This window comes from Clostridioides sp. GD02404, from assembly GCF_045898275.1.
Classification (GTDB): domain Bacteria; phylum Bacillota; class Clostridia; order Peptostreptococcales; family Peptostreptococcaceae; genus Clostridioides; species Clostridioides difficile_A.
In genome coordinates this window covers 1-13,227 of the sequence record NZ_JBJOCA010000014.1, presented here as the reverse complement: position 1 = coordinate 13,227, position 13,227 = coordinate 1, and the positions used below count along the sequence as shown (strand labels likewise).

The following is a 13,227-nucleotide window of genomic DNA, read 5'->3' as shown; positions in this document are numbered from 1 at the left end:
AGGAGATGAGCTAAACTTGACAGTGATAAGCATATAAATTATACTTATTAGCAACGATTGGATAATGTTGAAAACGATATTAAGTAAGATAAGATAAAGGAGATTGGATATTAAGTTATCAAGTTTTTTATTTTTTAACATTTTATGTATATGAAAATAAATATGATTTCTGTACATAATGTATTAATATTAATACTATAAAATAACTTGGTAGTTAGTATATTAAAATGAATATTTTAGAATATGGAGGGATTATGAAAAATAAAACAATTATAGTAGTTACTTTTCTATTTGCAGCACTTATGTCTGGATGTGCTTCAAAGAAAACAACAGAAATAAATGTGTTAGCGACTACTGATTTACATGGTGTGATACCTTATGAATTAACTTCTTATGTAAAAGAAGAAAGAGAAAAAGATAAAAATCTAACTTTAGTAGATGCTGGAGATTTTTTTGATAGTGGAGAAGTATCAGGTAGCAGTATGAATGATTATTTTAGTGCTAGACAAAAAAATAATGATGGAGGCTCTGAAAGTTATATTGAAACACCTATTTCAAAAGATATGAAAGAAGTAGGTTATGATGTTGCAGTTCTTGGTAATCATGAATTCATATCTAATAATAAATTCTATTTAGATAATATGATATCTGATTTTGAAAAACAAAAGATAAATATATTATCAGCAAATACGTATAAGAAAAATGGAGAAAATTATACAAAACCATACATAATAAAAAATATTAATACGCCTGAAGGAAATGTAAAGCTTGGGATTTTAGGGCTTACTATAAAAGAAGTTGGTGAGAGAAAACAATGGAAAGATGGAGAGCTTGTAGATACTAAATCATTAGAGTTAAAAGACCAAGAAGGATATAATGGAGAACTGTATATGAATGATTTGGTAGAAGATGCTAAAAAATGGGTTAATATAATGAAAAAAGAGAAACCTGACATCATAGTAGCTGTTGCACATACAGGTGAAAAACCTAAAAAACCTAGAAACCCAGGAAATAGAATACAAGACTTAGCGCAACAAGTTGATGGAATTGATGCTATAGTTGCTGGACATAATCATGTTCAAATTGAGCAGCATGATTATAAAAATGAATCAGGGGAAAATGTTATAGTTACTGAACCAGGGAAACATGGAGAATGTATTTCTAAGATTAATTTTAAATTAGAGAAAAATAATGACAAATGGAATGTGGTTGATAAAACTAGTAAATTAGTCAAATTTGAAAAAAATCAAGAAGATGAAAAATTTGGAGAGTTCATTTCTTCAGTTAATAAAGTCAGTAAAGATAAGAGCGAGATAAGATTATCAGAAGTAACGGCTCCTGAATGGGATAAAATATATGTTTTTAAATCTGGGACATCCGCGGAGGATATATATAAAACAGTAGGATATAAATGGAGAAATATATCATCTCCAAAGGGTGATGGCATGGTACAGATTGTTGTAATGAACAAAGATAAGCCTGTTACCTATCTATGTGCAGAATCTGAAGTTATGCCACTTAATATAAAATATGATGAATCAGAGTATAAAGATAATGTTGTGACTATTTATCCTAACAAAAATGATAAGTTTAGAGTTGAGAGAGGTAAAAAAGAATATATTATTAATTTAAAACATATACAATAGAGACTATTATCTTATTTCAGTTTAGATGATGTCTAAAATAAAGTGTGTATTTATTCTAGATAATGATGATAATTAAAATATCACAATATCAAAGAATAGTACACACTTTTTTCATTTAACAAAAATTTATGTTAAGAAATTAAATCTTTAAACTAAAGTATATTGGTTATATTGTCTAATATTATTTTCAAAGGTTGTGTGATATTTTTATCTTTATGTAAGATTGCTAACATTTTATTTTCCATATCTGTACCATTTAATTTAATCAATCGTAATTTATTATGTAATAGAGAATCTGATAATAAATTTTCTGGTAAAATGGTTATACCTAATCCTGCCTCTGCGGCTTTAATAAGTGCAAAAGAATTAACACTTTCCCAAACGGGATAAGCCTTTTGGTTGGAAAGAGATAATACACTATCTAAAGTATCACGAATAGCACTTCCTTTTTCACGCAACAACAATGGAAATGTGCATAATTGGTGTAGAGATATTACCTGTTCTGATAAAGGAAAAGTTGGAGCACATGCAACACATAATTTATAGGAGCCTAATAGAATTGTGCGAAATGCCCCTTGTGGTTCTATACCTTCCCAAAAAGCTATATCGGCTTCTCCACTTTTTAAAATGTCCATAGCTGAATTAGCACTTTCAACACGTACATTCACTTTAAGAGATGGAAATGAATTCTTCAATCGACTTAAGATTGGTGGAAGTAAAAAAGAAGCAATTGTAATGCTAGATACAATATTTATGGGTGTACTTTCCTCTAAATGGCTAATTCTCTTATCTAAATTGCGACAAGCGGTTAGTATACTGCGTGCTTCTTCTAAAAGAGAAATACCACAACTAGTCAAACATACTCCTCTTGGAAATCTATCAAATAGTGCCGTGCCAGCCTGTTGTTCAAGTTCAGCTATAGCATGAGATACTGCAGATTGTGTAATATGTAATTTTTTTGCAGCACCTGTGAATGTTCCTGTTTGCTCAATTGCTTCTAAAATCTCTAAATATCTTATGTTCATAATAAATATCCTCACTAGACATGAATAAAATTAATTGATTCTATTAAATTCTATCATTTTACAGATTGCAGGGCAAGAGATATACTAAATAAGAGAAGGAAGAAAGAAGGAGGTAGATTTTGAAGAAAAGTGAAAAACCATATTTTTGGCTTCTAACTATCAATTTATTCATTAGTACATTCACTTTTGGAGGGGGGTATGTAGTTGTACCTATGGTTAGACGTTATTTTGTAAAACAGAAGCAATACTTTACAGAGGATGATTTGATGGGTATGGCGGCAGTTGCACAATCAACTCCTGGAGCAATTGCAATCAATTTATCTGCTTTGTCAGGTTATCAAGTAGCAGGTACTTTAGGTGCTATCATTAGTTGTATATCTGCTATGATACCCCCACTAGCTATTCTTGGATTAGTATCAATATTTTATACAACTTTTATATCCAATGCCATCGTTAACGCAGTATTAAAAGGAATGCAGGCTGGTGTTGCTGCACTAATCGTGGATTTGATTGTTGACATGTGTTCTATGATACTAAAAGAAAAATCTATATTTTTATCAGTTATGATACCTGTCACTTTCTTTGCAAATTTCATTATGGGTATAAATGTAGCTCTCATATTATTTGTTTGCTGCTGTGTGTGTATAGTGAGAGTATTCTGCAAGAAGAGGAAAAATAAATGAATATAATTTGGAACTTATTTCTCATATTTTTAAAAATAGGATTGCTTAGTATTGGTGGTGGTTATGCAATCATACCTTTAATTCAAGAGCAAGTAGTAAGTCAAACTGAATGGATAAGCGAAAAGATGTTTACAGACATTATAACTATTTCACAGATGACACCAGGTCCATTAGCTGTTAATACTTCTACTTTTGTTGGACTTCAAATTGGAGGTCTATGTGGAGCTATTGCGGCTACCTTAGGTTGTGTATTGTGTGGAGTAGTGATATCTCTATTTTTATATGATTTTTTTCAAAAGCACCAGAATTCTACTTACATATTTGAAGTGTTAAATGGTCTAAAGTCAGCATCATTAGGTTTAATTATTTCAGCCGCAGCTACAATTATAATACTTGCATTATTTGGGACAAATACATTAGATATCAACTCTATATTTAATAAATTAAATTGGGTTGCATTAATGATATTTTGTGTTATGTTATTGATAGTGCGTAAATGGAAAATCAATCCTATCATAATCATGCTAATAAGTGGTATAGTGGGGATATTTTTTTATTTGTAATGTCATCACTCAAACACAATATACAAGTTTAGTGTTTGGGTGAGTTCTCGTATATATGTAACAATGTAATTTAAATCTTTTTCATTTCCACCACTTTTTCCTGTTTCTGAAAAGTCAAAAGCGAAGATATTTACATTTTAAATAGATAGAAGGTTTATTATCATATATTATTCACCTCTCTGAATGCATGATATACCCTAACATGGTGTCAGATTCAAGGGTAAATTTAAATTTTTAATGGGACAATAAGTACTGTTTAATTTAGGTACTAAAATTCAAATATAAATAAAGAAGCAATACAGTGGTGAATTGTAATACAAATATAGTTTGTGTTATATTTGTGTAGTGAATATACAGTATAGAGTTAATTTAGGTAGAGGTTATAGTTACTTACTATCTTTGTATTTACTTTTTTATTGTACTGATATACATGGGATAATATTAAATATTATGTCTGATTAAAATACTTAAATATTGTAGGAGGATGAAATGACAGAGCGCGAAAAGATGTTAGCAGGAGAATTGTATGATTGTGGAGATAAAGAATTGTTGTATCAATGGCATAAGGCAAAAGATTTAACTAGAGAGTATAATAATTTGAAATCAGATGACAATATTAATAAAGAACGTATTTTAACTGAGCTTTTGGGGAAAAGAGGACAGAACATATGGATTACTGCACCTTTTTATGTTGACTATGGAAATAATATTTATTTTGGTAATAATTGTGAAGTAAATATGAATTGTACTTTTTTAGATGATAATGAAATCATAATAGGTGATAATGCGTTAATTGCCCCTAATGTGCAAATATATACAGCTTTTCATCCAACAAATGCTAAAGATAGATTTGGAGAAAGAACTGATGATGGATTTAAATTTTGTAAAACTATAACTGCTCCAGTTAAAATTGGGAATGATGTTTGGATTGGTGGAGGAAGTATTATTTTACCAGGTGTAACGATAGGAGATAATGTAACTATTGGTGCAGGAAGTGTTGTGACGAAGTCAATACCATCCAATACCATAGCTTATGGGAATCCATGCCATGTTATTAGAGAAAATAAATGAGAACTATTATAATATATCTATTTAGTAAATATCAAAGGTATTATTAAAATGAAAAGCTATCTCAAAATTAGGGATAGTTTTTTTATTAATAGATAATAGTGTCTAGTAAATTTAATTAATAAGATGTTAGACATTGTATTTATTATATTTATGCACATAAAAGATTATATCTCATATGATTGATTAATAAAGTTATTATTTACAATTTATTAATGAAATATTAAAGTAGTATTCTTGAATATTAAGAAATAGAATAATATAATATAGTGTGAATAGATTAGTAGCAGTGAATTTCGTAGGTTTCAATATACATTTAAAAAATAGATTTATAACTTGGAGGACAAAAAATGAAATTATCAAGGTATAAGAAAAATAGTTTGTTTCTGTCTATAATTTTATATCTACTTATTATTTCAATCCTTGTAATTACTATTTTCAATACCATAAAACTTCATAATATATCTAATAAACAAACTGAGAGCTATTTAAAAGATGTATCTACACAAATTGTAATGAATGTTGATTCTAAAATAAAATTTATCTTATCTGATTTAAGAATAATGGCAGATTTTATCAAACAATATGAGGGAGATAGTCGATATGAGTACTTATCTAAAAGAAAGACTAGTTATAAGTATTATGATATTGGAATAATTGATTTAGAAGGGAAGGCAGGGTTTTTAAGTGGAAAAAAGTTTGACTTAAAGAATACTGTTTCATATAAAAAGGGAATAGAAGGTAAAGAATATTCAGAGGTAATAGAGTCATTAGGTGTTGTTCTCTATACTGTCCCTATATTTGATGATAAACATGAGGTGTCTAGCCTTTTAATAGGTGTTGCCGATAAAGAAAGTATGAATGATATTCTTAACATAGATAATTTTAATGGGAAAGGAACTATTGAAATTATTAATAGCAAGGGAAGACCACTTTTTATTGGTAAAAATAGTGAATTAATAAAAGACCTTAGTTACAAGTATAAAGATTCTGTGAATGAGCCCTGGGCTCAAAAAATGCTTGAAGATTTTAAAAATGAAAGGTCAGGAGATACTGTAATAACCTCATCAAAAAACATAAAATGTTTATTAACTTATTATCCAATTACAAAAGGCCTAAATGATTGGTATTTTGTTCTTGTAGTACCTGAAGAAGCTGTACTTGGTGAACTTAATAAGTTAAACTCTTTTACAATAATAATGACATTTATAGTTACATGTATTATTGGAATTATAACAGGGCTTTTATATATGATAAGAAAAAAATATGTAAATCAAATAGAAAATATTGCGTATTTAGATAATATAACGAATGGTATTAACCAAACCAAGTTTGGCATGTTAGTCAAACCTTTAATTTCAGAATCACCAGATAGTACCTATATGATGATTGCGATAAATATAAAGGAATTTAAGTTAATAAATGATTGCTTTGGTAGTGATAAAGGAAATATGACACTCAAACATATTTATACTGTTTTATCTAAAAATATTACTAAAAATGAAGAATTTGTATGTCGTCATGATGCAGACCTTTTCTATTTGTTTATTAAAAATAGACCAGTGTTAGAAGTTCTAGAGTTATTGTATAAAATAGAAGCTGATATAAATTATTTTAATGAAAACATAGAAAATCCGTACTTTTTAAGAATATCAGTAGGTATTTACACAATTGAAAATCGTAATGAAGATTTAATCACAATACAAGACTATGCAAATACAGCAAGAAAAAGCTTCAACAAAGCTCATCAAAGTGATTTTTCTTTTTATAGTGATATAGAAAGAAAGCGATTAATATCTGAAAAGGAAATTTCAAATCTAATGGAAAAAGCCCTTGAAGATAAAGAATTTTTTATATGTTTACAACCAAAAATTGATATAAAAAATGGTAAAGTTAGTGGAGCAGAGTCTCTTACGCGCTGGAGAAATTCAGAAAAAGGCATAATTTATCCAAATGATTTCATTCCCCTTTTTGAGAAAAGTGGATTTATATGTAAGTTAGATTTATATATACTTGAAGAAACATGTAAATTGATTTCTAAATGGATAAAAGAAGGTAAAGAAGTGTTGATAATTTCTGTTAATGTATCTAGACAACATTTAAAGGATAAGTCGTTTTTGGAAAAATATGAGCTTATATGTAATAAATATGATGTACCAACACATTTAATAGATTTAGAACTTACAGAATCTATCTTCTTAGAAAATCCAGAAGCTATAGATGTAATAAAGGATATTCATTCTAAAGGATTTAAGTGTTCTATAGATGATTTTGGATTTGGATATTCATCATTAGGGATATTAAAGGATTTTAAAGTTGATATAATTAAACTCGACCGTTCATTCTTTATCAGTAAAAACAATATAGAACGTGGTAAGGTGGTTATTGAGTCTATTATTGAACTTAGTAGAAGACTTGGTATGAAGGTAATTGCTGAAGGAATTGAAGAATTAGAGCAAGTAGAGTTTCTACAAAATGTAGGATGTGATTATATCCAAGGTTATGTTTTTTCTAAACCACTATTAATATCTGAGTTTGAAAAGTTCACATATGAAAATAATAAAATAAAAACTTTAAGAATATCTAATGATTAAATATAAAATAAAAAATTTAGACAGGTTATATAATTAAAAATATAACTTGTCTTTTTTATTTGTGTATTTACTAAAAAAATGTAGCTACAAATTTTGTAAAAACAATTTTCAAATATTGTAAGTTGTAGTCAAAGCCCTATTGTATTATTCTGAATATAGAAAGATAGTTACTTCTTTAGACACAAAAGAATGAAAATATACAGAATAATATAAAATTTGCAATATTGATAACTCTAATTATTTTGAAAGGAGGGAAAATATGATAAGTGGAAGAATGTTAATCATTATGAATTTTCTAAAAGGAAAAAATAAGACAAGTTACAAGGAGATTAGTAAACAACTAAATATAGAAGAAAGAAAGGTTAGATATGATATAAATAATTTAAATATTGTTTTACAGTCATTGAACAAACCTGTAATACAAAAGATGAATAAAGGTGTATTAATTATTCCTGATGACTTCCAAGTAGTATTAATAGATAATAATGAATATGTATTTTCTTTAACTGAACGAGTATCCATTATGAAGATTATATCAATGTTTAAAATAGATAACTTAAATTTAGAAAAATTGAGTAAAGAATTTCAAGTTTCTAGAAGTTCAATTAAAAATGATCTTAATGTTTTGTCGAGTGAACTGGAAAGAAATCAAATAATTATTACTTATGATAAAGCTTTCAAGATAAGTGGAGATGAAGATACTATATATAAACAGCGATTGAATATATTAAAATTATATTCCTATCTTTTTGGCAAGGAAAAATCTGATTTAAGTGTATTTGAGAAGTATATAGTAAATATAATTGAAAAAATATTTAAAGGTATTTCTTTGAGTGATATATATAATTGGTCTACAAATTTATTATTGCAAATGGGATGGACTTTAAACGATGAATCTTTTACATGGTATGTGTCAAATATTTTCCTTTTTACATGGTATATACATTCAGATGAAAAACATCCTTTAGAATCTTCTTCTTTAAGTGAACCATATTTTGAAAATAAGTTTGACCAAGAATTTGAACAAATAATACAAAAAAATTTAACTAAAGAACAAATTTTGTTGTTAAAGAGTTTTGTATTTTTTACAAATAAATATGCAAGTTTAAATGAAGATATGGATTTGATTAGTACAGAAATGATAGTTCAAGACTTAATTTACAATATGTCAGAGATATTGGAAAGTGACTTTAAGGAAGATATGATTCTTTATAAAGGATTACTTAATCATATTGCTCCATTGATAGAGAGAATCAAACAGAATATACAGATTTATGAAGAATTATTTCATGTCATACCAGACAAATACCAGTACGTACTAGAGGCTACTAAGGCTTCTATTCAAAAAAATAGAGTATTAAATCAAATAAAGAATGAAAACGAAATAATACTTTTAGCAATACACTTTTTAGGAAGCATACATAGAAATGAGAGAAATAATTATAAAAATATATTGTTAGTTTGTGGATTTGGTTATGGCGTAATTGCTATGTTAAAGGATACTTTAATAAATGATTACCAGATAAATATAGTGGATAGTATTCCATCATATAAGTTACAAGATTATAAAGAATGGGAAAGTATTGATTTTATTGTAACAACATCAAAGATAATAGTAGATTTACCTAAAACAATTATTGAGATAAATCCATTTTTACAAGAAGAGGATTATTTAAAGCTTGAAGAAAAAGGAATAAAAAGGAAGAATGTATTAACTAATTATATGTCAATAAAAAAAAGGTTGGATTTTTTAGAAGAAGATGCACAAAAAAGAGTATTGAGTATTATATGGCAAGAGCTTGGATACAGTGATGAGAGAATATTATCTAGACAACTTAACTTAGGGGATTTAATAGGAATCGATACTATAAGTATAATTGATGAAAGGTTAAAATGGGAAGATGCTGTAAAGATTAGTTCAAATATACTTGCTGATTGTGATTTCGTATCAGAAAAGTATGCTGACAATATTATAGATATTTTAAAAAACGTGGGTTTTTATGCTATAAAAGATAATGAGTTTGCTCTGTTACATGGGAATGATAATTCATTAGTTAAAGTAAGTTCCATAAGTTTATTGATATGTAAAGAAGCAATTAATTTTGGAGATAAAAAAGTCAAAATTATATTTTGTCTAGCAAGTAGAGATAAAAAGGAGCAAATTCCTGCAATAATTAATTTAACTAAAATGGTTTATAAGACTAATTTCATTACTATGTTAGAGAAAGCGAAGACAAAAGAAGAAGCAGAAAGTTTAATTCATAAATACGAAAAGGAGGTCACTGTATGAGTAAATTAGTCAATGTAAAATGTTCATTTAAAATACATGCTAATTCAAAAGAAGAAGCCATTGTATCATTAGTAGATGCAGTATCAAAAGAGGGTTATCTAAAAGATAAAAATCAATTTTTAGAAGATGTTTTAAAGAGAGAGGAAACATTATCGACTTATATTGGACATGGAATAGGTCTTCCTCATAGCCAAAGTATAGGAGTTAAAAGCTCTTGTATTACTATAGGAAAGCTTGATACCCCTATCGTATGGACAGAAGAAGGCGAAAAAGTGGATTTAATATTTCTGATATCTGTAACAAAAGACAATGAAAATAATCTACATTTAAAGATTTTGTCAAGACTAGCACGTTTATTGATGCATGAGAGCTTTAGAAATCAAATTAGAAATTCAGATGAACAAACAGTCTATAATCTTATAAAAGAAAAAATAGGGGAGGAAGATTAAAATGAGGATTTTAAAGTTTTTACAGAAACATCTTATGACAGCAACATCGTATATGATTCCATTTGTAGTTGCTGGGGGAATACTATTTGCATTATCAGTTACTTTAAGTGGACAAGCTGCTGTCCCAGAAACTGGATGGTTAGCTAAACTGAATCAAATTGGAGCTGCTGGTCTAGCTTTATTTATTCCTATATTAGGTGGATATATAGCATTTAGTATGGCAGATAAGCCAGGATTGGCTCCAGGAATGATAGGTGCATATTTAGCAAAAGAAGTAAATGCTGGTTTTATAGGTGGTATCATAGCAGGATTTATAGCGGGATTTGTTGTTTTACAATTAAAGAAAATTAAATTAGCTCCAACAATGAGAACTTTAGGTTCAATATTTATTTATCCTTTGCTTGGTACATTGATTACAGGAGGTATAATTGTATTTTTAATTGGAGAGCCTATAGCTTCTTTTATGACATGGATGACTAATTGGTTAAATGGAATGTCTGGTGTTTCTAAAATTCCTTTAGGTGGAATCTTAGGAGGAATGATAGCTTCAGATATGGGTGGTCCTATAAACAAAGTTGCTGCAACCTTTGCCCAAACTCAAGTTGACACACTTCCATATTTAATGGGGGGAGTTGGTGTGGCAATCTGTATACCTCCAATAGGGTTAGGATTAGCAACATTATTGTTCCCAAAAAAATTTAGTAAGGAAGAAAGAGACTCAGGAAAAGCTTCTCTATTAATGGGTTGTGTTGGAATTACAGAAGGAGCTATTCCATTTGCAACAGCAGACCCTGTTAGAGTAATTCCTTGTATTATGGCTGGGTCTATTATTGGAAACATTATGGCTTTCTTATTAGGGTGTTTAAATCATGCACCTTGGGGTGGTTTGATAGTACTCCCAGTTGTCGATAACAGGTTGGGATATATAGCTTCTGTATTAACTGGAGCAGTTGCTGTTGCGATATTGATGAAATTAGTGAAGAAAGATGTAAAAGAAGATGAAGAAGTCGAAGAAGATATAGAGGATTCTATTGAACTAGTATTTGAAGAATTATAGAGGTATATAAATACTATTAATTTATATAAAATTTATTATAAAAAATAATCATACAAAATTATAACTTTAAAGGAGATAAAAATATGAAAATTGTAGCAGTAACATCTTGCCCTAGTGGTGTAGCACACACTTATATGTCAGCTGAATCTCTTGAATTGTCAGCAAAGAAATTTGATATAGAAATAAAGGTTGAGACTCAAGGGAGTTCTGGAATAGATAATGAATTATCACCTAAAGAGATTAAGGAAGCAGCTTGTGTAATACTAACTAATGATGTTGAAATTAGAAATATGGATAGATTTAAAGGAAAAAAAGTTGTAAGAATGAGTGTGTCTGACATAATTAAAAAATCTGATGCATTAATCAAAAAAATAAAAGATACTTTTCAATAGAGTTTAATTTATTTTACATATAACAAGAAGATGTATTTAATAGTAATACTATTAAATACATCTAAAAAATAGAATAAAAGGAGATATAGTCATGAAAAAGTTACCAATAAAAACTGTCGTACAACGACTACTAGACTTACAAGAAGAGGGGAAAAGTGCAACACTTTTAGGGATTGGGCCTATGTCACCAAACTTGTTACAAGCGAGTTTTGAACTAGCAAAAGATAATGATTTTCCTTTAATGTTTATTGCCAGTAGAAATCAAGTAGATGCAGATGAACTAGGTGGTGGTTATGTAAATGGTTGGAATCAAAAAACTTTTACAAAGGATATTAAGCAAATAGCTGATAAAGTTGGATTTGATGGTCTATATTACTTATGTAGAGACCATGGAGGACCATGGCAAAGAGATAAAGAAAGAAACGACCATTTGCATGTTGATAAAGCTATGGAATTAGGAAAAAAATCTTATTTAGCTGATATTGAGGCAGGTTTTGATTTACTAATGATTGACCCTACAAAAGACCCATTTGAAATGGGAAAGGTAATTCCATTAGATATAGTACTAGAAAGAACTGTAGAATTGATTGAATATTGTGAAAATGAAAGAAAAAGACTCAATATGCCAGAAATAGGATATGAAGTTGGGACAGAGGAAACAAATGGAGGATTAACTTCAACTGAGACATATGAGACATTTATAACTAAATTAAAAGTTGAGCTTGAGAAGAGAGATTTACCAATGCCAACATTTATAGTTGGTCAGACAGGGACTTTAACTAGAAAAACAGAACAAGTAGGTACTTTTAATTTTAAGAATGCTTATGATTTAGCTCAAATGGCTAAAAAGTATGGAGTAGGATTAAAAGAACATAATGGAGATTATTTGGATGATGTGACTTTATTAGAACATATACCATCTCAAATTATTGCAACAAATGTTGCTCCTCAATATGGAACTGAAGAGACGAGAGCATACTTAAAGTTAGCAGAAGTTGAAAGAAAACTAAAGGAAGAAGGATTAATTGAAAAAACTTCAAATATTAGAGAAGTTCTTCTTGTAGATGCTATTGAATGTGGACGTTGGAGAAAGTGGGTAATGGGAGAACAGAAAGATTTAACTATTGAAGAAATATTTAAAGATGAAGTTTTATCTAATGAGATATTAGATATTGCAGGTCACTATACATTCAACAATGATAGTGTTAAAAGAGAGATAGAAGTACTTTATAGTAATTTAAGTAAAAATAATATTGATGGTCAAAGATTTGTTGTAGACCACATTAAGCGCCCTTTACGTGAGTATGCAGAATGTTATAATTTAAAAGGTGTTACTACAAGAATTTTAAATAAATAATAGGACTTATAGTGGCAAGTATTGTTATACTAGGTATTTATAGATATAATTATACTTACCACTATTAAATTTGGGAGGACTAATATTTTGATTAATTTAATTT

The 13,227-nt window shown here is 28.5% G+C and carries 11 protein-coding genes; 10 read left to right on the top strand and 1 reads right to left on the bottom strand.

The window, feature by feature from the left end; all coding sequences use genetic code 11:
* Positions 1-254 precede the first annotated feature (254 nt).
* Positions 255-1,646: a metallophosphoesterase gene (locus tag Q3287_RS10035; protein ID WP_407964029.1), complete on the top strand. Its 1,392-nt coding sequence runs from the start codon at positions 255-257 to the stop codon at positions 1,644-1,646.
* Positions 1,647-1,798: 152 nt separating this feature from the next.
* Here Q3287_RS10035 and Q3287_RS10030 read toward each other — a convergent pair whose 3' ends face one another.
* Positions 1,799-2,671, bottom strand: a complete 873-nt coding sequence (locus Q3287_RS10030; protein ID WP_065388442.1) for a LysR family transcriptional regulator — start codon at positions 2,669-2,671, stop codon at positions 1,799-1,801.
* A gap of 116 nt (positions 2,672-2,787) precedes the next feature.
* Between Q3287_RS10030 and Q3287_RS10025 the strand changes: the two genes are divergently transcribed.
* From Q3287_RS10025 to Q3287_RS09985, 9 genes are all read left to right on the top strand, one after another.
* Positions 2,788-3,354: a chromate transporter gene (locus Q3287_RS10025; RefSeq protein ID WP_407964046.1), complete on the top strand. Its 567-nt coding sequence runs from the start codon at positions 2,788-2,790 to the stop codon at positions 3,352-3,354.
* Positions 3,351-3,917 (top strand): chromate transporter, encoded by a 567-nt coding sequence (locus tag Q3287_RS10020; RefSeq protein WP_407964028.1) that lies wholly within the window; start codon positions 3,351-3,353, stop codon positions 3,915-3,917. The genes Q3287_RS10025 and Q3287_RS10020 overlap by 4 nt, the downstream gene beginning before the upstream one ends.
* A 489-nt stretch (positions 3,918-4,406) precedes the next feature.
* Positions 4,407-4,988, top strand: a complete 582-nt coding sequence (locus tag Q3287_RS10015) for a sugar O-acetyltransferase (RefSeq protein WP_054268768.1) — start codon at positions 4,407-4,409, stop codon at positions 4,986-4,988.
* Positions 4,989-5,335: 347 nt separating this feature from the next.
* Complete coding sequence (locus Q3287_RS10010) at positions 5,336-7,579, top strand: EAL domain-containing protein (RefSeq protein ID WP_407964027.1); 2,244 nt, start codon at positions 5,336-5,338, stop codon at positions 7,577-7,579.
* A gap of 259 nt (positions 7,580-7,838) precedes the next feature.
* Positions 7,839-9,869 carry a BglG family transcription antiterminator gene (locus Q3287_RS10005; RefSeq protein WP_407964026.1) on the top strand — a complete coding sequence of 677 codons (2,031 nt, stop codon included), beginning with the start codon at positions 7,839-7,841 and terminating at the stop codon, positions 9,867-9,869.
* Entirely contained in the window at positions 9,866-10,318 is a 453-nt protein-coding gene (locus Q3287_RS10000; protein WP_074178096.1) for a PTS sugar transporter subunit IIA, read from the top strand. The genes Q3287_RS10005 and Q3287_RS10000 overlap by 4 nt, the downstream gene beginning before the upstream one ends.
* A 1-nt stretch (position 10,319) precedes the next feature.
* Complete coding sequence (locus tag Q3287_RS09995) at positions 10,320-11,375, top strand: PTS fructose transporter subunit EIIC (RefSeq protein WP_054268772.1); 1,056 nt, start codon at positions 10,320-10,322, stop codon at positions 11,373-11,375.
* Between the two features lie 83 nt (positions 11,376-11,458).
* Positions 11,459-11,767 (top strand): PTS fructose-like transporter subunit IIB, encoded by a 309-nt coding sequence (locus tag Q3287_RS09990; protein WP_054268773.1) that lies wholly within the window; start codon positions 11,459-11,461, stop codon positions 11,765-11,767.
* Between the two features lie 91 nt (positions 11,768-11,858).
* Positions 11,859-13,124 (top strand): class II D-tagatose-bisphosphate aldolase non-catalytic subunit, encoded by a 1,266-nt coding sequence (locus tag Q3287_RS09985; RefSeq protein ID WP_407964025.1) that lies wholly within the window; start codon positions 11,859-11,861, stop codon positions 13,122-13,124.
* Positions 13,125-13,227: the final 103 nt, after the last annotated feature.